The 21,192-nt window shown below is 57.5% G+C and carries 19 protein-coding genes; 11 read left to right on the plus strand and 8 right to left on the minus strand.

Annotated elements, in window-relative coordinates; genetic code table 11:
* Position 1: 1 nt before the first annotated feature.
* Both FRH_RS10005 and FRH_RS10010 read right to left on the minus strand, forming a co-directional pair.
* Positions 2-1,798 (minus strand): diguanylate cyclase, encoded by a 1,797-nt coding sequence (locus tag FRH_RS10005; RefSeq protein ID WP_281996802.1) that lies wholly within the window; start codon positions 1,796-1,798, stop codon positions 2-4.
* A gap of 160 nt (positions 1,799-1,958) precedes the next feature.
* Positions 1,959-2,825, minus strand: a complete 867-nt coding sequence (locus FRH_RS10010) for a LysR family transcriptional regulator ArgP (protein ID WP_281996803.1) — start codon at positions 2,823-2,825, stop codon at positions 1,959-1,961.
* A gap of 156 nt (positions 2,826-2,981) precedes the next feature.
* Between FRH_RS10010 and FRH_RS10015 the strand changes: the two genes are divergently transcribed.
* Positions 2,982-4,637: a multidrug ABC transporter permease/ATP-binding protein gene (locus FRH_RS10015; RefSeq protein ID WP_281996804.1), complete on the plus strand. Its 1,656-nt coding sequence runs from the start codon at positions 2,982-2,984 to the stop codon at positions 4,635-4,637.
* Positions 4,638-4,645: 8 nt separating this feature from the next.
* Here FRH_RS10015 and fhuF read toward each other — a convergent pair whose 3' ends face one another.
* From fhuF to FRH_RS10030, 3 genes are all read right to left on the minus strand, one after another.
* A complete protein-coding gene (gene fhuF, locus FRH_RS10020; RefSeq protein ID WP_281996805.1) occupies positions 4,646-5,419 on the minus strand; it encodes a siderophore-iron reductase FhuF in 774 nt (257 codons plus the stop codon).
* Positions 5,420-5,529: 110 nt separating this feature from the next.
* Entirely contained in the window at positions 5,530-6,297 is a 768-nt protein-coding gene (locus FRH_RS10025; protein ID WP_139525215.1) for an ATP-binding cassette domain-containing protein, read from the minus strand.
* 66 nt (positions 6,298-6,363) lie between these two features.
* A complete protein-coding gene (locus tag FRH_RS10030) occupies positions 6,364-6,921 on the minus strand; it encodes a cytochrome b/b6 domain-containing protein (RefSeq protein WP_281996806.1) in 558 nt (185 codons plus the stop codon).
* Between the two features lie 161 nt (positions 6,922-7,082).
* Between FRH_RS10030 and fhuB the strand changes: the two genes are divergently transcribed.
* The gene (gene fhuB, locus FRH_RS10035; protein ID WP_281996807.1) at positions 7,083-9,062 is read left to right on the plus strand and encodes a Fe(3+)-hydroxamate ABC transporter permease FhuB; all 1,980 of its coding nucleotides are present in this window, start codon (positions 7,083-7,085) and stop codon (positions 9,060-9,062) included.
* Positions 9,063-9,179: 117 nt separating this feature from the next.
* On the plus strand, positions 9,180-9,791 hold the full coding sequence (locus FRH_RS10040; RefSeq protein ID WP_054645171.1) for a LysE family transporter: 612 nt from the start codon (positions 9,180-9,182) through the stop codon (positions 9,789-9,791).
* 40 nt (positions 9,792-9,831) lie between these two features.
* Here the strand turns inward: FRH_RS10040 and ltaE are convergent, their stop codons facing one another.
* Positions 9,832-10,842 (minus strand): low-specificity L-threonine aldolase, encoded by a 1,011-nt coding sequence (gene ltaE / locus FRH_RS10045; RefSeq protein ID WP_239296462.1) that lies wholly within the window; start codon positions 10,840-10,842, stop codon positions 9,832-9,834.
* Between ltaE and FRH_RS10050 the strand changes: the two genes are divergently transcribed.
* Complete coding sequence (locus FRH_RS10050; RefSeq protein ID WP_231125514.1) at positions 10,841-12,199, plus strand: FAD-dependent oxidoreductase; 1,359 nt, start codon at positions 10,841-10,843, stop codon at positions 12,197-12,199. The genes ltaE and FRH_RS10050 overlap by 2 nt on opposite strands.
* A gap of 124 nt (positions 12,200-12,323) precedes the next feature.
* Positions 12,324-12,878: a spermidine N1-acetyltransferase gene (speG, locus tag FRH_RS10055; protein ID WP_139525219.1), complete on the plus strand. Its 555-nt coding sequence runs from the start codon at positions 12,324-12,326 to the stop codon at positions 12,876-12,878.
* Between the two features lie 54 nt (positions 12,879-12,932).
* On the opposite strand, the gene FRH_RS10060 is transcribed toward speG, so the two are convergent.
* A complete protein-coding gene (locus FRH_RS10060) occupies positions 12,933-13,055 on the minus strand; it encodes a hypothetical protein (RefSeq protein ID WP_255303821.1) in 123 nt (40 codons plus the stop codon).
* Between the two features lie 574 nt (positions 13,056-13,629).
* Here FRH_RS10060 and FRH_RS10065 point away from each other — a divergent pair.
* The 4 genes from FRH_RS10065 to FRH_RS10080 all read left to right on the plus strand — a co-directional run bounded on the left by FRH_RS10065 (position 13,630) and on the right by FRH_RS10080 (position 18,607).
* The gene (locus FRH_RS10065; protein ID WP_139525220.1) at positions 13,630-15,342 is read left to right on the plus strand and encodes a thiamine pyrophosphate-dependent enzyme; all 1,713 of its coding nucleotides are present in this window, start codon (positions 13,630-13,632) and stop codon (positions 15,340-15,342) included.
* 63 nt (positions 15,343-15,405) lie between these two features.
* A complete protein-coding gene (locus FRH_RS10070; RefSeq protein ID WP_139525221.1) occupies positions 15,406-16,209 on the plus strand; it encodes an alpha/beta hydrolase in 804 nt (267 codons plus the stop codon).
* A gap of 43 nt (positions 16,210-16,252) precedes the next feature.
* Positions 16,253-17,020: a metallophosphoesterase gene (locus tag FRH_RS10075; RefSeq protein ID WP_281996808.1), complete on the plus strand. Its 768-nt coding sequence runs from the start codon at positions 16,253-16,255 to the stop codon at positions 17,018-17,020.
* A gap of 90 nt (positions 17,021-17,110) precedes the next feature.
* The gene (locus FRH_RS10080) at positions 17,111-18,607 is read left to right on the plus strand and encodes an alanine/glycine:cation symporter family protein (RefSeq protein WP_058578655.1); all 1,497 of its coding nucleotides are present in this window, start codon (positions 17,111-17,113) and stop codon (positions 18,605-18,607) included.
* Positions 18,608-18,651: 44 nt separating this feature from the next.
* Here the strand turns inward: FRH_RS10080 and FRH_RS10085 are convergent, their stop codons facing one another.
* The gene (locus FRH_RS10085; RefSeq protein WP_058578654.1) at positions 18,652-19,590 is read right to left on the minus strand and encodes a cation diffusion facilitator family transporter; all 939 of its coding nucleotides are present in this window, start codon (positions 19,588-19,590) and stop codon (positions 18,652-18,654) included.
* 129 nt (positions 19,591-19,719) lie between these two features.
* Here FRH_RS10085 and FRH_RS10090 point away from each other — a divergent pair, with 129 nt between their 5' ends.
* Together FRH_RS10090 and FRH_RS10095 are read left to right on the plus strand one after the other, a co-directional pair.
* Positions 19,720-20,274, plus strand: coding sequence for a GNAT family N-acetyltransferase (locus tag FRH_RS10090; RefSeq protein ID WP_281996809.1), 555 nt, complete (start codon positions 19,720-19,722; stop codon positions 20,272-20,274).
* A 46-nt stretch (positions 20,275-20,320) separates the two neighbouring features.
* Positions 20,321-21,157: an alpha/beta hydrolase gene (locus FRH_RS10095; RefSeq protein WP_058578652.1), complete on the plus strand. Its 837-nt coding sequence runs from the start codon at positions 20,321-20,323 to the stop codon at positions 21,155-21,157.
* The last annotated feature ends 35 nt before the right edge of the window (positions 21,158-21,192 follow it).

Below are 21,192 nucleotides of genomic sequence, written 5' to 3' on the forward strand. Positions count from 1 at the left end.
GTCAACAGCCTGTTGAGAAGTAGCGGTAAGAAGAGCAGCGCTTTGATTTATCAGCATACATCTGGCGATCGGCCTCTTTGAGCAGTTGGGCGAGCGTGGCGTTGTCGGCATGGCTACGACTGACGCCGATGCTGATGCCTACATGGACCATCGCTCCGCAGGGTAGTTTGATGGGGTCGCTCAGGGCTTGAGTGATGCGGCTGCAGATGTCCTCCAGCAGGCTGGGGTGTTGAATTTTCTCCAGCAGCAAAATGAATTCGTCGCCACCAAAGCGAGCACAGTGATCTCCCTCGCGTGCAATATGTTCTAACCGTTTGGCTACTTGCTGAAGCACGAAATCCCCTGCCTCATGCCCATACTGGTCATTGATCGGTTTGAAGCGATCCAAGTCGCACATGATGAGCGCGAGCGGTTCCCCGTGAGTATGGCTACGCGCCAGGGCAGCATCGGCATGCCGAACTAAACCGTGTCGGTTGAGTAGCCCTGTCAGCATGTCGTAATTGGCGAGCTTCTCTAGTGCTTCGGTCCGAGTCGCCACTTTGGCTTCTAAAATGGCCTCTTGTTTTTTCAGCATCGCCACGGTATCGGCTTGCGCTTGCTCTTTTTGCCTCTTCAATTTATTGAAACGTGCCGCCAAGGCAAAGGAGAGCAGCAACATTTCGATGGCGGAGCCAATCTGAATGCCGTGGAGCGTTACGAAGTTGGCGGGCAATATACTCATATTACGCAGTGCAAACACGGCTGCGCCGAGTAAAAAGATCGACCATGCCACAACGAATAGGCGAGCACTGGGGACGCGTCGCCATGAGCAATAGAGTCCGCAAACCAGTAGTAGTAGGGCAGCCGTAAAGCCTGCGATATCCATCAATATCAGCGCCGGTTGGATAGGGATGACGAATACCGTGATGAGCACCCCCCAGCACACAAAGCGAAATCGCGTGAGCGTCCGGTGCCAACGTGGGCTATAACGCCACGTATTCAAAAAACTTTGGGCAAACAGCGTGGCCATAGCCGAAGCAAACGTAAACCCAATGGCTACGAGCCGGGCAGTCTGCTCACCAAGAAAGCTCCAGAAAATCAGCGTCCCCAAACCGTTGAAGGTCAAAATCGCCAACGTGAAGCCGAAGGCAAACAGCGAGTAGTAGAGAAAGACGCGTTCTTTGAGGCCAAAGAAAAGCAAAAAGTTATACAGCCCCAACGCAAGCAACATGCCGAAGTACGTGGCGAGCCAAAAATTGTGGCGGTCGTTTTGGGCGTAGAACGCTTCGGGCGTCATGACGCTGTAATTCAATACCTTGCTACCGGCAGCCGAGACTTGACTATACAGCGTGACGGTTTCATCGCCTGCTAAGGTCACAGGAAAAATGGCCTGACGATGAGCGAGGGCGCGCTCTGATAGCGGCAGGGCACTGCCGCTTTGCTGCACGTCGGTAAAGTGCGCCCTCAGCGTATAGAGCGTGACGTGATCCAAAAAAGGGTATTCGAACGTGACCAGCCACGTGGCAGGGCGTGGGGAGGGATTATGCAAGCGCGTGGTTAGCCAAGTGTCGCCTTGCGTATAGCCAAAGTGCAAATCAGATTCACTTGTAACGGGTTGAAAATCGTCCGTGCGGGCTAGCACATCACGCAGCGTCAGTGGGGTATCGGTATGCCAATAGCGGGTCACGTTATTAAGCGAGTAACGGTCGTGTTCGGGAGACGCCGACAGCGTATCAGCAGCGTTGACCTGACTGCCTGCAATGAGTAAGAGCGTAAGAAAAGTGGCAAATAGGCGCTTCAAACAACCGTTAGCATCCATAGCGTTCGCTTTCTTGATGTTTGTTGTTACTCCGCTCAGGCAACCCTGATCGCTAACGAAAAGGCGAGATAATGACGCCCCGTCCTATCAAACAGCATGACATCGTTCTAAAAACATTTTGATTGTAGACGCGTTTGTCCCCGAGTAGATGAGAATGATGCTAAAGCGTGAGATGGCTCAGCCTTTCGGTCAGCCGTTGTATCAACTGCCCACTGTGTCGCCAAAAGTGCCAATATAGGGGGACGGTCAATCCATGCCCTGGTGCAATGCTCACCAACTGACCTGACTGTAGCGACTCGGCGGCCTGCCGCTGGGGAATCATGCCATAGCCAATGCCAGCGGCTGCCAGCCGAACGAAGCCCTCTGATGAGGGGCATAAATGGTAGGGGAAATATCCCTGATAGCCCCACTGCGCTAAAAACTGATGCTGTAGCTGGTCGTTTGGGCCAAATACGATGGCCGGTGCGTGTTGAAACGCATTCAGGCTTGGGCCGGCCGGGAAATAGCGTGCCACGTAGGAAGGCGATGCCAACGGCTGATAGTGCATGTCACCGACGTGCAGGCAGCGAGCGCCGGCGATGGGCTGGGGAGTGGCGCACAGGCAGGCTGCCACGTCGCCATCGCGCAGTCGCTTCAGTCCAACGTCCTGGTCTTCGATGACCAAGTCCATCAGCACCCCTTCCGACTGACAAATATCCGCCACGGCATCGGCCCACCAAGTCACGACGCTGTCGGCATTGATGGCGATGCGCAGTCGCGGCGCGGCTTTTTCCAAGGTCGGAAGCGCCTCGTGTAAGTCCCGTTCTAGCAGCTGCACTTGCTGATAATGGGCAAGCAACCGCTGGCCTGCGGGCGTGGGTGCAAGCGAGGGGTGGCGCACCAGCACCGGCTGGCCCAAGCGGACTTCCAGCGCCTTTATCCGCTGTGAAATGGCCGACTGCGAGAGGCCCATCATGTCGCCTGCCCGCTCGAAGCCGCCGCACTCCACCACGGTGGCTAGGGCATGCAGTAATTTGTAATCCACCATGGCGTTCTCTCAGTGGTTGGCTAGGGCAGTTAAGCAACACTGCCGCGATGAGTAAAGGCGCGTGAGCCAAACTGCGTAAATGAAAATCAGTCTCTTTGTTTGACTTGGCAGAGAAGTGCGTCACAATTCGCCGCCTGTGCGTAAAGGGGATGGGGTATGGAATTATTGCGAGTGGTGTTTCACCATTACCGCTGGCCGTTTTTGGGCGCGCTGGCGCTGAGCATGATGAGCGCCGGACTGGGCGTGGGGGTGATTGCGTTCATCAACCAGCGGCTGATCGAAGCGGGTAGTGCCCTCTCTGCGCTGCCTCAATTTTTAGGGCTATTGGCGCTGCTGCTGGCGGTCACGCTTGGCACACAGCTAGCGCTCACCTTGTTGGGCCACCATTTCGTCTTCGACGTGCGCTCCCGGCTGGTGAAGCGGATTCTGGATACCGATATCGAACGGTTAGAGCAGCTAGGTAACGCCACCCTGCTGGCAAGTCTTTCCAGCGATGTTCGCAATATCACCATCGGTTTCGTTCGCCTGCCGGAGCTGGTGCAGGGCGTGGTACTCACGCTGGCCTCGGTGGCGTACCTTGCGTGGCTCTCACCGCAGATGGTGGTGATTACCGTGCTCTGGATGGCCTTCACCATGGGCGTTGGCTGGGTGCTGGTGTCGAAGGTGTATCGCCACTTTCATCAGGTGCGCGAAAGCGAGGATCGGCTGTATAAGGATTATCAATCGGCGATAGAAGGCCGCAAAGAGCTGGCGCTTAACCGTGACCGCGCACGGCGCTTTTTTGATGAATCCTACACGGAGAACGCCAAAGCGTACCGTCATCATATTATTCGCGCAGACACCTACCACCTCAGCGCCAATAACTGGTCCAACATCATGATGCTGGGCGCCATTGGCGTGGTGTTTTTCATGGCCAACGTGCTGGGGTGGGCAAGCCCTGCGGTGGCGGCCACTTTTGCTTTGACCCTGCTGTTTTTACGCACGCCCTTGATTCAGGCCGTGGGGGCATGGCCTACACTGATCAGCGCCCAGGTGGCGTTCGATAAACTGGCCAGCCTGGCGTTGGCCGAGTACCAGCCGGGTTTCGAGGTGGAGGACCGCTTCCACGATTGGCAGCGCTTGACGCTCACCAACGTGGTGTATCGCTACACGCCATCCTCCGGGGGTGAAGGCTTCCAGGTGGGGCCGCTCAATCTTACGCTGGCGCGTGGCGAGCAGGTGTTTCTGATTGGCGGTAACGGCAGCGGAAAATCGACGCTGGCGCGCCTGCTGTCAGGGTTGTACCGCCCGCAAAGTGGCCAAATCAGCGTGGATGGCAAGGAGCTTGGCGCACCAGAGTGGGCGGCGTTTCGGGCGCGCTTTGCCAGCGTCTTTACCGATTTCCACCAGTTCGACCAAGCCATGGGGCCGGGTGGCCGCGTGGCCGACCTCGCGCTGGTCACGACCTGGCTCGAGCGGCTGCAAATGCACCAGAAGCTGGAGTGGCAGGCTGATCGCGTGGTGAATACACAGCTCTCGCAAGGGCAACGCAAGCGTTTGGCACTACTGCTGGCGATTGCCGAGGAGCGGGATATTCTGCTGCTGGACGAGTGGGCGGCCGACCAAGACCCACAGTTCAGGCGGCTGTTTTACCGCGAGCTGTTACCCCATTTGAAAGCGATGGGCAAAACCGTGTTTGCCATTAGCCATGACGACAGCTACTTCGTCCATGCGGATCGTTTACTGGAAATGTCCAAGGGGCAGCTGAGTGAGCTGACGGGAGAGCAGCGGGCACAGGCCAGTGAAGATGCGGTGGCGCAGATCAGCTCGTAACGAGCGGCTTATCCTTTGCGACGCGCTTGGCGGTCGCACCCTTCTAGCGGGCAATTACCGCATACGTCAAACTCATCGAGCAGGTAGCGCAGGCAGCAGAGCTTGCGCACCCGCTTGACCTCTCCGCTGCCGCTGGGTTGGTACGTACGTACTGGCTCATACAACGGGTTGCGCTGTCCGTTGAGGGTGCGCGACTCCAGCAGTGCACGCGTGGCGGCCAGGGCGTCTTGGTTGACCAGCGGGTGTGCTGCCAGGGCATTGACGTAGTAATCCACGTAGCCGCCTGCGTTGCTCCAAAATACCCGTGGTGCGGCCCCGGAAATGGCCGAGAGGCGCTCGATGAGCGGGGCCCAGTGCTGCTCGATGAGCGTGGCAAAGCGAGCAGCGGTGTCCAGCGTAGTAAAACGCTCGCCTTCATGGGGTAGCCAAAGCGCTTGAGTACAGCCTTCCTCATTTTGAATCACATAGAGATCATCCAGCCCGACGGGTAGGTCGCGATTCAGCAGCAGATGAGCGGTCAGCGTGGGAACGGTGAGGGTGCTGAAGTGCCATTTCGACCAAAGCGAGGCGATGGCGCGCTTGTCTCCATTCGGGTAGCGGCTGGCGTAGCGCGCCATGTCCTCTTCGAGCAGCGCAGCATTGCGCCAGCGAGACGCCTTGATAGCCCCCTGTGGCACCGCTCCTTCGATCAATGGCGGCGTAAAATGCTCAAGTGGCCCTTGATAGCAATCAGCGAGAGACAGTGGCAAGACGGTGTCGGGTTGGCGCAAAGCGAGAGGCATAACCGAACTCCAAGACGTGATAAGCGCACGTGAGTAGAGTCTCAGCATAAGCGATAATGCTTATCAGTTGAAGAGTTAATTGAGAACGACTCTTCTTCCAGCCGTGGCGTTCATTGCGCCACGGCTATGCGGTGTCCGCCATTGGGGTGCTGCATGACCTGCATGGGTAGGCCGTAAATGGCTTCTAACGTGGTATTTTGCATCAGGGCATCGGGCGTGCCGTGGGCCAGCAGGCGGCCACTGTGAAGCGCCATGAGTTCATCGCAATAGCGCGAGGCCATGTTAATGTCGTGAAGAACGATGATCACGCCCAGGTTCAGCTCGTCGCAGAGCTTACGAATCAGCGCCAATACTTCCATTTGGTGGGCGATATCCAGCGCCGCGAGCGGCTCATCCAACAGTAGAAAGCGGCTGCCCTGGGCAATCAGCATGGCTAGCCATACCCGCTGGCGCTCTCCGCCCGAGAGCGTATCCACTAAGCGGTCAGCGAAGGCTTCCGTGTGGGTGAGGGCAATCGCCCGCTCGATCGCCTCTTTGTCTTTTTGATTATGGCGACCCAGTAGACCGTGCCAGGGGTAACGCCCAAACGCCACCAGCTCGCGTCCGGTGAGATTTTCGGCACTGGGTAGATGCTGGGGCAGGTAGGCAACTTGACGGGCAAACTCACGATGCCCCCACGCCTGCAAAGGGCGTTCATCAAAATGAATGTCGCCTTCACTGACGGGCTGCTGCTGGGCCAGCAGCTTGATCAGCGTCGATTTTCCAGAGCCATTATGGCCAATCAGACCATACACCTTGCCTTCTTCAAAGGTGTGGTGAATCGGTTGAAGAAGGGGCTTGCCGTTGATGGCGAAGGTGGCACCCTGAACGTTAAACATGCGTCACTCCTGACCAAGCGGGCATCGAGCAAATGAAAGATATATTGTATCGCTAATAGTTATCATTTAGAAATTTTTCCGTGACCGGCCGCCTATAATGGCCATGACGATATGCCCGGCCACCAGCAGAAGCAGTAGCCAAGAGAGCGGACTGTGCAGCAGGTCGGCAGGGAGCATGAGCGCCGGAATATCGTTCTCTGCACCAGGAATCAGCTCCCAGCCATACGCCTTGAGTGGCCAGCCGCCAGCGTAGTGTCTGATTAAGCCAAGGCTGGCAATCAGCATTAACAGGGCATAAAACGCCCCATGCACGATGCGCGCCAGTTGGCCACGTGGCGTTTTCGGTGGCTGCGGCCGCTGATGACGCTGGCTATACCACCAAAGTAATCGCCCTAAAGTGATGACCATTAGCAGTAGTCCGATCGCACCGTGTGGCGCTAGCCGTGACAGCATTAACGTCACGCTCGTTTCGCCCAACACACGCCACATGGCCACGACGAAAAACTGGGTGAGTACCAACAGCGCCGTGAGCCAGTGAAACGAGCGGCTGACCAGGCCGTAGCGAAAGGGCGTATCTCGCCATGTGTTGGGCAAGGCGGCAGAGTTTGACACTGCTTTCAACATAATGAGGCTCATGAGTCTGGGCGTTGGACAAGATTGTAGTGTTAATACTTATCATTTAGAATCTCGCCCTTTGATTTATTTTCTGCTTTCTCGATTGCCAAGGTCACGCCCATGACAATGCCTGCCCGTGCTTCCGCTGTCCTCGTTGACGGGATATTGTCATGCACCTGATGCGTCGCCGTTCTCCCGCTCCTATCTGCTTACTGCTGAGCTTGCCGTTGATGGTATTACTGTGGCTGAGCTTGCAGCAGCAGGGCGGTATCGCGCAGAGCGCACAGGCGCTGTTGTCTCCCACGTTCGATAACGTCGATGAGCTGCTGCTGCACTTCGCTTGGTGGCCGCGCTTTACCATTGCGCTATTAGCCGGTGGCGGTCTAGCGCTGGCTGGGGTGCTGATGCAACAGGTGCTCCGTAACCCGCTGGCATCGCCCACCACCTTGGGCGTGGCGTCGGGCGCCAACTTGGCGCTGATGGCGGTGACGCTATTGGCCCCCGGCATGCTTGCGATAGGCAGTGAGTGGATTGCGCTGCTAGGTGGCGCTGCCGCTATGGGGCTGGTGTTTGCACTCTCGTGGCGGCGTGGATTGGCGCCCATCGCGGTGGTGCTGGCGGGGTTGGTGGTCAATCTGTATCTGGGCGCGCTCTCTACAGCCTTGCTGTTGTTCAATCATGAAACCCTGGCGGGGCTGCTGATTTGGGGGGCAGGCTCTCTGGCGCAGAATGGCTGGGATGGCGTGGCGTCACTGGCGCCACGACTGGCTCTTTGCGGTTTGGCCGCGTGGCTGTTGCTTCGCCCTTTAGCCGTGTTAGAGCTTGACGACGCCAGCGCCAAAAGCCTGGGGATTTCGCTCAAGCATTTGCGCTTTGCCGGGTTAGGGCTGGCGGTCTTCCTCACCGGTAGCGTGGTGAGCGTGGTCGGGATCATCGGCTTCATAGGGTTAGCGGCTCCCAATATCGTCCGTATGGCGGGAGCACGCACATTGCGCGCGCGCATACTTTGGTCGACGTTATTAGGCGCTGTGCTGCTGGCCACCACGGATCTCTTGCTGCAGCGCTTTTCCGGCATGGTAGCGACGCTAATTCCCACCGGGGCCGTGACCGGAGCGTTAGGCGCGCCACTACTCATGTGGTTGATTCCCCGCCTTAAGCTGCAGGGGGACCGTCCGCCCCAGGCATCTGGGGTGGTGATCACGCGTCACGCTGCGCCCCACCGTTTAATCACAGGGCTACTGCTGGCGCTGGTGGCAGCCATGGTGGTGGGCCATTTAGTGGGGCAAGGGGCCAACGGCTGGAGCATCATCGCCCCGACGAATTGGGGGGTGATTGAGTGGCGCTTTCCGCGCGTAATGGCGGCAGCGGCTAGCGGTTTGATGCTGGCAATAGCGGGGACCATTCTTCAACGCCTTTCGGCCAACCCCATGGCGAGCCCCGAAGTGTTGGGTATTAGCGGTGGCTGTGCTATTGCGCTGATCTTGGGTATTTATCTACTCCCTGCCCCCAGTCATGCACTATTAGTGGCGATAGGAGCGCTAGGGGCACTGGCGACGCTACTAGTATTGGTAGTGCTCAATCGTAAAAGTGGTTTCGTACCGGAGCGGCTCCTGCTCAGCGGTGTGGCGATTAGCGCGCTGTTCGATGCGGTGCGCAGTGTGCTACTGGCAGGTGGTGACCCGCGCGGACAGCAAGTCATCGCCTGGCTGGCAGGCTCTACCTATTACGTGGAGGTGGGTAGTGCGCTGCTCGTGGGAGGAATCGCAGCGGCACTAGCGCTGATATCGCTGCCGTTCACTCGCTGGTTAGACATCATGCCGATGGGCGCCGCTACCGCGCGTTCACTGGGCATTGGCTTAAACCATGCGCGCCTAGCGCTACTGCTGCTGGTCGCTCTGCTCACCGCCTGCGCCACCCTGGTGGTGGGGCCGCTCTCCTTCATTGGCTTATTAGCCCCGCACATGGCTCGGCTACTGGGCTTCTCCCGCGCCCGCCAGCACTTAGTAGGCGCTGCCTTGATCGGTATGTTGTTGATGGTATTGGCCGACTGGGTGGGCCGCCAGATCATGTTCCCTTATGAGATTCCGGCAGGCTTAGTAGCATCGTTGCTGGGCGGTGCCTACTTCATGTGGGGGCTGCGGCGGTTATGAGCACGTAGTCTCGGTATGTATGAATTTTACTAATGCATCATTAGCAAGATGATTTTTGTTTATATGAGCCCTCCCTTACCCTAGCGCCATCTTTACTCAAGCATAAGGCGAACGGCAATGTGGGAAAGCTACCTAACGGGGTTAGTGGTGTGTGGCGGCATCATCATGGCGATTGGGGCGCAGAACGCTTACGTGCTGGGGCTGGCCGTTCGCCGCGAATACCACTGGTGGTCGGCGGGACTGTGCATGAGTGCGGATGTCGTGCTACTGACGGCCGGCATGTTTGGTGCCAGCGCATTTTTGCTCACCATGCCGAGCGCCATGGAAGCCATGCGCTGGGTGGGCGTGCTGTTCTTGAGTTGGCTGGCGGCACAAGCGCTATGGCGTGCAGTCAGCGGCCGTGAAGGCTTGAAAGTCAACGGCGTCAAAGCCCGCAGCCTGCGCAGTGTGCTGCTGGCGACACTAGCGGTGACGGTGCTCAACCCGCAGGTCTACCTCGATACGCTGCTGCTGATTCCCGCTATTGGTGCCCAGCAGGAGAGTGCTGGCGTGTTCGTCGCGGGGGCGTCGACAGCGTCGATTCTCTGGTTCAGCCTGTTGGCCTGGGGCGGGGCGGCGCTATCGCCATGGCTCTCCCGTCCCGGCGCATGGCGCACCATCGATGGGCTGATCGGCCTGATGATGGCGGCCATCGCAGTGCACCTTGCGTTCGACTCGGTACTGTTTTAAGCAACGTGTTTAAGCAACGTGCAAGAAACGCATCCTCCGGCTACGCCTGATCGAAGTAGCGCTGGACGATGGTCAGCACTTGTTCGATATCGTCGTCGCTAATGTCTCGATGCACGACCATGCGCGTAGCGTAAAGAAGTTCTATCAGCACGCCATTCGCCTTGAGCCACTTAGCCAACGGCGCGACATGCGCTGGGTCGATGCGCACGAATACCATATTGGTGGCCTGGGAGGTCACCTCGATGGCGGAAAAGGCTGCCAAACCTTCGGCCAAGCGTGCCGCACGACGGTGGTCGTGAGCCAAATCTGCCACTTGGTGATCCAGGGCGTGCTGGCAGGCGGCGGCGATGAGGCCTGCTTGGCGCATACCGCCACCCACGACCTTTCGCCAACGTCGAGCCCGGTCGATCAATGCCTGAGAGCCCACCAGTGCCGAGCCCATGGGCGTGCCTAACCCCTTCGAGAAGCATAGCGACACGCTGTCGAAAGGCTGACAAAGCTGTTTGAGAGAGGTGTCCGTGGCCACGGCGGCATTGAATAGCCGGGCACCGTCTAGGTGGGTAGCCAGACCATGTTCTCGGGCCAGCGCGGTGGCCTGCTGCACGTACTCGGCAGGCAGTACCTTGCCACCTATGGTGTTCTCCAGCGCCAAGAGTCGAGTACGGGCAAAGTGGAAGTCATCGGCCTTGACGGCGGCGGCGATTTTGTCGAGAGGCAGGCTGCCGTCTGGGGCGTTTTCGATCGGCTGGGGTTGAATGCTGCCCAATACCGCGGCACCGCCCCCTTCGTAGCGATAGGTATGGGCGTTCTGGCCGACGATGTACTCATCACCCCGCTCGCAGTGGGCCATCAAAGCCACCAGGTTGCTCTGGGTGCCGCTGGGGAACAGCAGCGCCGCTTCTTTACCCGCACGCTCGGCCAGCGTGGCTTGAAAGGCGTTCACCGTCGGGTCGTCGCCCCATACGTCGTCGCCCAGCGGGGCCGCCATCATGGCGTCTCGCATGGCGGCGGTAGGGCGTGTCACCGTATCGCTTCTTAAATCAATCTTCATGGAACGACTCCTGGTTGAGGCAGAGACAGGGCACGCTGCCAATCATCCACTATGGTTAATGGGTGCGACACCCAACGTTTATCTGCCCGGTCTGACCGTGTGGCAATCCAGCATAGGCAATAAGATGGATCTTAAAAGTGGTTATCCGTTCTGGACGGTAAAAAATGGATTATTGACCCCTTTTCCGCAGCTTAACCAGGATTTGCAAGCGGAAACAGTGATTATTGGCGGCGGTATTACCGGTGCTTTGATCGCCGACGAGCTAAGCCGCCACGGCCATCGCGTCGTAGTGCTCGAGAGGCGTGATGTAGGGTGGGGAAGCTCTGCGGCCAGTACGGCGCTACTGCAGTATGAAATCGACACCCATATGGTGCATTTGGCCGAGCAGTACGGTGAGGCCAATGCCGTGATGGCCTATCGAAGCTGCGCCGAGGCGATTGTCTCGCTAGAGCGCTTGGCTGCCGAGTTGGGTAACGTCGCTTTCAGTCGCCAGAAGAGCCTCTACTTCGCGAGCCAAGAAGCGGATGTCGACGCGTTGAAGGCTGAGCTTGCGATGCGCAAGCGCTTCGGCTTCGATGTCGCTTGGCTGGAACAGCGTGCGATTGAGGCTGACTACGGCTTTTCAGCGCCAGGGGCGATCCTGTCCTCGTTGGCCGCCCGTATCGACCCATACCGCATGGCATATCACTTACTGGAAAACGTCGTCCGTCGGGGCAGCCAAGTGTTCGATCGCACCCAGGTGGAGCAGCTGATAACTGATGACGACGGCGTCAACGTTCGGCTTCGTAATGGGGCTACGCTGCGTTGCCAACAGGTCATTATCGCTTCTGGGTACGAAAGCCAAACGTGGTTGCCAGCGCCAGTGGCTGCCAATCGTAGTAGCTATGCGTTTGTGACCGACCCCTTGCCTAGCGAGGTATTGGGCAAGCTGGGACACACGCTGGTGTGGGAGTCCGCACGACCGTATCTCTACCTGCGCTCCACGCAAGAAGGGCGGTTATTGATCGGCGGAGAGGATGACGATGAAGACATTGCCGAGCGTCGGGACGCACGGGTGATGGAAAAAGCGCGAACGCTGGCGGCCAAGGTAGAAACACTGTGGCCTGACCTTGAGATCAATCCGACGTTTTGCTGGGGTGGCACGTTCGCGGAAACCGACGACGGTTTGCCCTATTTCGGGCCTCACGAGGCGCTAGGTCCTCGAGTGCATTTCGCCATGGCCTACGGCGGTAACGGCATCACGTATAGCATGATAGGTGCCCAACTGCTGCGTGCACTGATCGAAGGTCGCGAGCACCCCCTTGGGGCGTTGTTCTCCTTTCAGCGAGAGCCTTCGATGGCGTCAACGCGCCGTTAATAAAACGCTACACTACGAGGGCTAACACACCCAGTTGCGTCAACCCCGTCGTTAAAATGACTGACCTGCCACATTGCCCGTGTGATGGCATTGTCTCGTTTGATGAATTAAGAGAGTGTCGACCATGAGTCCCGCTTTGTTCCTTCGTGCCCTGGAGCGCAATGATTTGCGCTTCGTCCATGAACTCAATAACAACCAGAGCATCATGTCGTACTGGTTCGAGGAGCCTTACGAATCTTTCGATGAACTCGAAGAGCTGTACAACAAGCACATACACGACAACGCCGAACGGCGTTTCGTAGCCGAAGACAGCGCCGGTAACGCGATTGGTTTGGTGGAACTGATCGAAATCGACTACATCCACCGCAGCGCCGAGTTTCAGATCATCATTACCCCAGAGCACCAGGGCAAAGGGTTCGCACGCTCACTGATTCGCCAAGCGCTGCACTACTCCTTCACGATTTTGAATCTGCACAAGGTCTACTTGATCGTAGCGGTACAGAACGTCAAAGCGATCCATCTCTACGAGGAGAGCGGGTTCATCGAAGAGGGCCACTTGGTACAGGAATTCTTCATCAACGGCCAATACCGTGACGTCAAACGTATGTATATCCTGCAGGAGACGTATCTGGCGCAGTTGGATCAGCAGCCCATTGACGAGGGCGGTTGGGAGTCATGACACCCCACGTCTTGGTCGTTTGCCAAAGGCGCTGACCAAGACGTAGTCAGTGCCTCACTGCTGGCGCATATAGGCAGCGAGGGCGTCGAACGCGGCGCGTTGCTGCTGCGCGCGTTTTGCCCAGACTTCCATGACGTCGACTTCCATGGCCGCATTATGAGTAATGGCATCCTTCATGGCGAACACTCCTGGTGCAGAGGTAGAGGAATCGTTTTTGTTATACGCAGCTTGCTTTGTGCAGTGCAGTAAGATAGCTGTGATATGAATATTAGGCGCTTTTGCAGAGCGTTTCTAGTCCAAAAGATGTAAGTGATTTGCCATGTCGCGTAAGAAATAGCTTACAAAAAGGGGCGTCAATACGAAGATGCTTGTTAGATCATTGAATGGAAAAGGTTTTCATAATATAAAAAAGCCGACACGCTGTGTCGGCTTTGCAGGTTATCTTTTCGTCTAAGTAGGCAAATACAGGCGCATAAGCGCTGGCTATCCGTAAAAATCGGCGATGGCATCGTTGGCGGCGCGCAGCCAATACGCCTGACATTGCCAAAACGCTAGCACCTCATCGCTCACGGGTGTGATGACGCTCGAGTTGGTCATCGCAGGGTCCTCCTATAGGGCACCCTTTTCAGTGTAGACCCATTTATGCTGCGACGCAGCATGGTGCGCTACTCTCTGACCGCCCGGCAAAACTCATCGTCTCGGTCTAGGCTTGGTGGTGGACGTGCCATTTCCCCCGCGAAAGGAGTCGCACATGAGCGCAAACGTTGCTGAGATCATCGTCGAAACCCTGCAAAGCGCCGGCGCCAAGCGCTGCTATGGTGTGGTGGGCGATACGTTGAACCACTTTACGGACGCCCTACGGCAAAGTGATATCCAGTGGGTGGGCGTTCGCCACGAGGAAGTCGGTGGTTTTGCCGCCGGTGGCGAAGCCTATATGACACAGGAGCTAGCGCTCTGCGCAGGCTCCTGTGGCCCTGGTAGCCTGCACTTCGTGAACGGCTTGTTCGATGCGCATCGCAATGGTTCACCTGTCGTGCTTATCGCCTCGCAAATCGCGCTAGGCGAAACGGGCAGTCAGTTCCCGCAGGAAGTCGATCAAAGCGCTATTTTCAAGCAGTACAGCGTGTTTTGCGAAACCGTCGTCTCCGCCGAGCAGGCGCGGCGCATGGCCGCGTTAGCCGCCCAAGCGGCGCTTGCCAGAGGTGGCGTTGCGGTCCTTATCGTGCCGGGTGATGTGATGACACAAACCCCGGAGAATCAGCTGGGCTATCGCACGCACCGGTTTAGCTACTCGATACGCCCGACGGCAGAGTCGCTAGTGCCCGCCGTCGAGCAGCTCAATAAAGGCGGCAACATCACTATTTTTGCAGGCGCTGGCTGCGACGATGCGCGGGAGCAGGTGATCGCACTTGCCGAAAAGCTGCAAGCACCGATTGCCTGGACATCCCGGGCAAAAGATTTCATGGAGCACGACAATCCCTATCACGTGGGAATGACGGGCGTTTATGGACTTGAAGGCGGCTACCATGCAGTGGCCGAGTGCGACACGCTGCTGCTACTCGGCTGTAATTTTGCGTTCACTCAGTTCTATCCGGAGCGCGCTACGATCATTCAGGTAGATCGAGATCCCGCACAAATTGGCAAGCGCTATCCGGTGGACGTGGGCATCGTCGGCAGTACGCGGGATACTTGCGAGGCGCTCGTTCAAGTCGTCAAGGAAAATACGCGCAGTCACTGGCTAGAGAAGTGCCGCAAGCGCTACGCCAAGTCGTTGGAAAAGTCTGCCCATGGAAGTCATGATAGCCAAGTGATCCACCCACAAGAGCTGACATTGGCGATTGACCGTCACGCGGCAGAGAACGCACTGTTTACGGCAGACACTGGCAGTGTCAACGTATGGATGCTGCGCCATATTCACGCCTCCCAGCAGCGCCGCACCCTCGCGAGCTTGCAGCATGGCACCATGGCCAATGCGTATCCTCAGGCATTGGGTATTCAGCTCGCGCATCCCCACCGCCAAGTCATTGCCATGTGCGGGGATGGCGGGTTAACCATGCTGATGGGGGATTTATTGACCCTGGTACAGCAGCAAATTCCGCTAAAAATCGTGGTGTATAACAACAGTTCCTTGAGCTTTGTGGAGTTAGAACAAAAAGTAGAGGGAATGCTCGATGCCTACACCGAGCTCGAAAACCCCAACTTTGGCGAGGTTGCCGCTGCCATGGGATTATGGGGCCGCCGAGTCGAGCAAGAAGACGAGCTGGACGTCGCGATTAGCCAGTGGCTCGCCCAGCCGGGGCCTGCCTTGTTGGATGTGGTGGTGAATCCCATGGAGCTGGTGATGCCCCCCAAGGTCGAGGCCGGGCAGGTCGCCTCGACCGCCCTCTACTCCGCTAAAGCCGTGTTGAGCGGGCGCATGGATGAGGTCGTTCACTTAGTCAAAAGCAACTTCTTGAAACGCTAGTGGGTTATCGCATGCTATGTTGGCAGTGGCGCATGACACACTGACAATATCAAGAGCAATGCTATGACGCTAACGCCAGCTATTCATCACTATGACCGTTGGGTGAGTACCCCCAACGGTCGTTTATTTACGCGCACTTGGGAACCAGATCGCATACGGTCAGAGGTTCCTATCCTACTGTTTCACGACTCTCTCGGATGCGTGGATTTGTGGCGCAACTTCCCCGAAGCATTATGCGCAGCAACGCGGCAACGGGTCATTGCCTATGACCGGCTCGGCTTTGGCCGCTCCGATGCATCTTCAACACCATTGCCGCTCAGTTTTATCGACGATGAAGCGAGGGGCAACTTTGCGGCCATCTGTCATGCGCTACAGGTGACTCGCTTTATTGCGTTAGGCCATAGCGTGGGTGGCTGTATGGCCGTGCACTGCGCCGGATATTATTTTTCGCAGTGCCAGGGGCTCGTCACCATCGCCGCCCAAGCGTTCAATGAAAATCGCACGCGACAAGGGATCGAAGAGGCAAAAGCGACGTTTCAGACGCCGGAACAGTTCGCTAAGCTGGTCAAGTACCACGGCAACAAAGCCCGTTGGGTGTTCGATGCCTGGACGGATACTTGGCTAAGCCCCGAATTTGCGGCGTGGTCCCTCACTCCTGCGCTTGAACGTGTGCGGTGCCCTACGCTCGTGCTGCATGGCGAGAAGGATGAATACGGCTCTCACCGTCAGCCTGAACGCATTGCCCGCTACACCCAAGGCCCCGCCCACTGCGAAATGTTGCCCGGCATCGGTCATGTGCCACACCGGGAGGCCGAAGCCGTCGTGGTGGAGTTCATCCGTCAGTTTATTTTTCGCCTTGACGATTGACGACCCGATACCAAGCCCATGTAGGCACCACGTGAGACGTTCTATGCGTTTAAGAGTCTTATCCGATCTTCATTTAGAGCATTTTGATGGTCACCGCGAGCTGCCCCCTGCCGACGCGGATGTGGTGGTGCTGGCAGGGGATATTCATCGAAGAGCAGAAGGGCTGGCGTGGGCACGCCAGCAGTTTCCCGACCTGCCGATTCTTTACGTGCCGGGCAACCATGAGTTCTATGGCACCTGCATGCCGCTGCTGCGCCAAGAGTTAGCGCTGGAAGCCGCTCGGTATGATATCGAACTGCTGGATAATCGCTGCGTGACCCTAAGAGGCGTGCGCTTTTATGGCACCACGCTATGGACGGATTTCGCGCTTTATGCCGATGACCCCACACGCAATTCTGCCGATACCGAGTCTAAAGCGCTGCGTTACATGCCTGATTTTCGCATCATTACCACGGCCCCCGGCCAAGTGTTCACGCCTCAAGCCAGCCAATACATGCACCGGGAAGCACTGACGTGGCTGCAAGATGAACTCCAACAAGCTTTTGATGGCCCCCGCGTGGTGATTACACACCATGCGCCCTTACATCGCTGTATTCCAGAGCAGTACTTAGGCGATTCGTTGTCCCCAGCCTTTGCCTCCCACTTGCCGCACTTAATGGGCAAGATGGATCTCTGGATCCATGGTCACGTTCACGAGCCGGTGGATACGTGGTGCGATGGCACCCGCGTTATCGCCAACCCGGGCGGTTATCCAGAGGAGTTTTCGCCGCCGCTGTTTCGGCCTGATTGGGTGGTCACGGTAGGTGAATAAGTGCTGAAATGACGCGCTGCTCTATAACCTAGCTACACTCCTACTTGTGACGATGACAGTTGCTCATATAACCACAGGGAGTGAAAGGCCATGGAATTATTAGAAACGGTGCTAGGGCCACTTCGCGACGGCCTTTATGCCGTCATGATGCCCATCAGCAACTTTATCTGGAGCTATATCCTGGTATACCTGCTACTGGGAGCAGGCCTGCTGTTCACGATCATGACGCGCGGGATGCAGTTTCGCATGTTTCGGCACATGGCCCACGTGACCTTTACCGCGCGCGGAGCGGGAGATGGCATCAGTGGTTTTCAGGCATTCGCGACCTCCATGGCGGCGCGGGTCGGAACCGGTAATTTGGCGGGTGTCGCTCTGGCACTATGGATTGGCGGGCCGGGAGCGATTTTTTGGATGTGGGTGACGGCCCTGGTAGGGTTTGCGACCTCGTTTATCGAGTCGACGTTGGCGCAGGTGTACAAGCACCGCAACGAAGATGGCGTCTTTCGCGGCGGCCCTGCGTTCTATATCGAGCGCTGTCTGGGTTGGCGCTGGTTGGGGTCGCTGTTTGCGGTGTTCTTGATCATTGCCTACGGACTGGCATTCAATGCGGCGCAATCCAACACCATTGCCCAGGGCATGAGCGGTGCCTTTGGCATTCCTAACTGGCTGACCGGCGTGGTGATTGCGGCACTGGCAGGTGTCGTGATCTATGGCGGGTTAAAGTCGGTGGCACGCACGGCTGAGAAAATCGTACCGGTCATGGCCATTGCCTACCTGCTGGTGGCGCTATGGATTCTGTTTGCCAACCTCTCCGCCGTGCCCGACATGCTGTCGTTGATCGTGATGAGTGCCTTTGGGTTAGGCCCGGCGGTCGGTGGCGCGGCGGGTTACGCCATCAAGGCCGCCATGGAAAACGGCATCAAGCGCGGCCTCTTTTCTAACGAGGCCGGTATGGGCTCGACCCCCAATGCGGCGGCCCAGGCCACTGTGAAGCATCCAGCAGCCCAGGGGTTAGTGCAATCCTTTGGGGTGTTTGTCGATACCATCGTGATTTGTAGCTGCACGGCGGTGGTGATTCTGCTTTCCGGTGTTTATGAACGGCTGCTATCCGAGTCGCCGGGGGAGAGCATCGAGGGCATCCAGCTTACCCAAGATGCCATGGTGGATCATCTAGGGGGCTTTGGTGAGATCTTTATTGCCATTGCCATACTGTTTTTTGCCTTTACCTCGATTTTGGCCAACTTCTCCTTCTCTTCGGTAAACATCGAATACCTGTTCCGCCGCCACGCCAAAAAAGCGGTGGGCGCATTCAAGATCGTTATCATCGCCATGGTGTTGCTGGGCTCTGTCGCTGAACTCAGCGTGGTCTGGGATTTTGCCGACCTCGCCATGGGCCTGATGGCCACGACCAACCTGTTTGCCATTCTACTGATGGCGCCGATTGCGGTCTCGGTGTTGAAGGATTACGAACGTCAGCGGCGACAGGGCATCGAGGAACCGCTGTTCGACCCCGCCATACTCAAAAATCCAGAGCTGGTGGATGAGGATGTGTGGCCGGTAAAAGATGAAAAGCCGGTCGATCGGTAAGCGCGTCAAGAGCGGCCTTCGAGCCGCTCTTGACGTGTTAGGGGTTAGCTAGCAGGTTTCTCTACCAACAGCCCACAAGAGGGCGCCGCCCAGCGGTTGTCGGCAGTAAAGACCACGTCGCACACCACGGGCGAATAGTCGCGGCGTACTTCTTCGTCGATGCGCTGACGCAGCGCGTCCTGTTTCGCCAGTGTCGCTTCGGGGAGGCCCTTGGGCAGCACCACATGGACGATGACGTAGAGCAGGCGGCCGGGGCGCACCATACGCACGCGCACTTCCAGGGTGTCGATATCGGCAAGGCCACGGGCAACGGCTTGGCGCACCGGTTCGGCGACGGCTTCTTCCGGAGTTTTGTTGAGCAGCTCTCTTAGCGCTTGCGATGCCATGCGTACGGGGACCCCCAGGCAGAGGACGACGACCGCAATGACCAAGACCGAATCGATGTAGGGAAGAACAGTCCGCCAGCCGAGACGATCAAACAGCATCACTAGGCAAAAAGCCGCCAGTACGGCCCCTGAAATCACGCTATTGACCAGCCAGTTTAGTTTGTCGGCGGCCACCAAGGGGCTACTGACATGGCGTTGACTACGCTGCATGACCCAGGCAGTGAGCGAGCAAGCGGCGGTCGCAAACAGCGCATACATTACCGCAAGCCCTGCAGAAATCTCCCGCCCACCCGTCAGCAAAGCGGCCACGGCATCTACCAGCGCGAAGATGGATACCCCCAAAATCAGCAAACCTTTGCATAAATTAACCAGCGACTCGAAGTAGCTGTAACCAAAGGGGTACGACTCGCTATCTGGGCGACTGGCCAGCTTGCTGACCTTGATGGTCACCAGCGCTACGCTAAAGTAGATAAGATTGAACAAGCCGTCCAATAGGATGGCTTGGGAGTTCGAGGCCAAGGTGGCCACAATACCGGCACAGCCAATCAGCAGTGCCATGAAGGCGGAAAAGGCCAAGGTACTGGATTCTGTCTTCACGAACGTATGGCTCCCATGCCTACCGAATCAAGAGGCTGGCAAGCATAGCAATATCACGCTAGGGAATGTCAGTGATTTATGCCCCGCCATGAGCTTACCCCTGCACTGCACCCAAGGAGGGATGTGGAGATGCGCCATGTCAAAGACGTAACCTTCCATTTGTTAACGCACGAAGATGCGGTTGAGCTGCTGCAGTTCGAGCGCGCAGAGCGTGCGTGGTTCGAGCAGCATATCGAGGCCAGGCCCGAGTGCTTTTACACCTTACAAGGGGTGGCTAAACACATCATCGATTGTTTAGCACTCAATGCGCAGCGCAAGATGCATCCGCTCATCATTCGCCAGCGAGGTGTCATCGTGGGACGCGCTAACCTACGTAACATTGCCGATGTTCATGCCTGGGTGGGATATCGGATTGCGCAGGGTGCCGGTGGTCGGGGGGTGGCGCAGAGCGCACTTAAACACCTGCTGACGGAGGCGCGTTGCGTGTACGGTGTTACGCAGTTGGAAGCCGTCGTGGCGGTGGACAACGCAGCTTCCCAACGTGTCCTGGCAAAAGGTGGATTTACCGCCCAGAAGCGATTGCCTCGCTACTCCAGGGTAAGTGGAGCGCCTAGAGATTGCTGGATATTCGAGTACTCACCTGCCTTGTCCCATGGTTTGGCAGCTAATAACACGTTGTACTAGCCTTGAATGACGTTTTCCGTAAACGCCAAACCAGGAGGTTGATGCGATGCCATTTCTGAATGCAGGCACCGAGCAGGGCACACCGGTCGAGATTTATTACGAGGTTCACGGGGCAGGTAAACCGGTCGTACTGATCCACGGTTGGCCATTGAGTGGGCGCTCCTGGGAGAAGCAGGTACCCGCGTTGGTGGAAGCAGGCTATAAAGTGGTGACCTATGACCGCCGTGGCTTTGGCCGCTCGACGCAAGCGGATGGTGGTTACGATTACGATACACTCGCCTCGGATCTCAAAAAGCTGCTGGACGTGCTGGATCTCAACGATGCGACCCTGGTGGGCTTTTCCATGGGGGGCGGCGAAGTCGCGCGCTATTTGTCGAGCTACGGCACCGAGCGTGTCAGTAAAGCGGTGCTGGCTGCGGCGGTGCCGCCTTATCTGTATAAAACCGACGATAACCCGGAAGGCGGGCTGGACGATGCCACCATCGACCAGTTCCTGCAGGGGGTGCAAGGCGACCGTATCGCGTTCTTGGACGATTTCACCAAGAATTTCTTTACCGCCAACGACAATAGCGACCTGATCAGCGAGCCGAACCGGCTTTACCACCGCGATATCGCGGCGTTCGCCTCGCCTAAGGCGACGTACGACTGTATCAAGGCGTTTAGCTACACCGATTTTCGCCAGGATTTACCCAAGATCGACATTCCGGCGCTGGTCTTACACGGGGATGCTGACGGCATCGTTCCATTTGAAGTGAGCGGCAAACGCGCCGCTGAGCTGCTACCCAACGCGTCGCTAGAGGTGATCGAGGGCGGCCCACACGGGCTGAACGCCACCCATCCCGAGGCATTCAACCAGGCGCTGATCCGGTTTTTGGATCAATAAAGAGCGTCCCTCTCAAACAGCCGCGCCGCCTGGAA

Source organism: Halomonas sp. A020 (genome assembly GCF_027943625.1).
Lineage (GTDB): Bacteria > Pseudomonadota > Gammaproteobacteria > Pseudomonadales > Halomonadaceae > Vreelandella > Vreelandella piezotolerans.

Bases quoted from the DNA above. Each gene is read 5' to 3' on its own strand.
- FRH_RS10005 (WP_281996802.1), bottom strand. From the start codon at position 1,798: ATGGATGCTAACGGTTGTTTGAAGCGCCTATTTGCCACTTTTCTTACG.
- FRH_RS10010 (WP_281996803.1), bottom strand. From the start codon at position 2,825: ATGGTGGATTACAAATTACTGCATGCCCTAGCCACCGTGGTGGAGTGC.
- FRH_RS10015 (WP_281996804.1), top strand. From the start codon at position 2,982: ATGGAATTATTGCGAGTGGTGTTTCACCATTACCGCTGGCCGTTTTTG.
- fhuF (WP_281996805.1), bottom strand. From the start codon at position 5,419: ATGCCTCTCGCTTTGCGCCAACCCGACACCGTCTTGCCACTGTCTCTC.
- FRH_RS10025 (WP_139525215.1), bottom strand. From the start codon at position 6,297: ATGTTTAACGTTCAGGGTGCCACCTTCGCCATCAACGGCAAGCCCCTT.
- FRH_RS10030 (WP_281996806.1), bottom strand. From the start codon at position 6,921: ATGTTGAAAGCAGTGTCAAACTCTGCCGCCTTGCCCAACACATGGCGA.
- fhuB (WP_281996807.1), top strand. From the start codon at position 7,083: ATGCACCTGATGCGTCGCCGTTCTCCCGCTCCTATCTGCTTACTGCTG.
- FRH_RS10040 (WP_054645171.1), top strand. From the start codon at position 9,180: ATGTGGGAAAGCTACCTAACGGGGTTAGTGGTGTGTGGCGGCATCATC.
- FRH_RS10050 (WP_231125514.1), top strand. From the start codon at position 10,841: ATGGAACGACTCCTGGTTGAGGCAGAGACAGGGCACGCTGCCAATCAT.
- ltaE (WP_239296462.1), bottom strand. From the start codon at position 10,842: ATGAAGATTGATTTAAGAAGCGATACGGTGACACGCCCTACCGCCGCC.
- speG (WP_139525219.1), top strand. From the start codon at position 12,324: ATGAGTCCCGCTTTGTTCCTTCGTGCCCTGGAGCGCAATGATTTGCGC.
- FRH_RS10060 (WP_255303821.1), bottom strand. From the start codon at position 13,055: ATGAAGGATGCCATTACTCATAATGCGGCCATGGAAGTCGACGTCATG.
- FRH_RS10065 (WP_139525220.1), top strand. From the start codon at position 13,630: ATGAGCGCAAACGTTGCTGAGATCATCGTCGAAACCCTGCAAAGCGCC.
- FRH_RS10070 (WP_139525221.1), top strand. From the start codon at position 15,406: ATGACGCTAACGCCAGCTATTCATCACTATGACCGTTGGGTGAGTACC.
- FRH_RS10075 (WP_281996808.1), top strand. From the start codon at position 16,253: ATGCGTTTAAGAGTCTTATCCGATCTTCATTTAGAGCATTTTGATGGT.
- FRH_RS10080 (WP_058578655.1), top strand. From the start codon at position 17,111: ATGGAATTATTAGAAACGGTGCTAGGGCCACTTCGCGACGGCCTTTAT.
- FRH_RS10090 (WP_281996809.1), top strand. From the start codon at position 19,720: ATGCGCCATGTCAAAGACGTAACCTTCCATTTGTTAACGCACGAAGAT.
- FRH_RS10095 (WP_058578652.1), top strand. From the start codon at position 20,321: ATGCCATTTCTGAATGCAGGCACCGAGCAGGGCACACCGGTCGAGATT.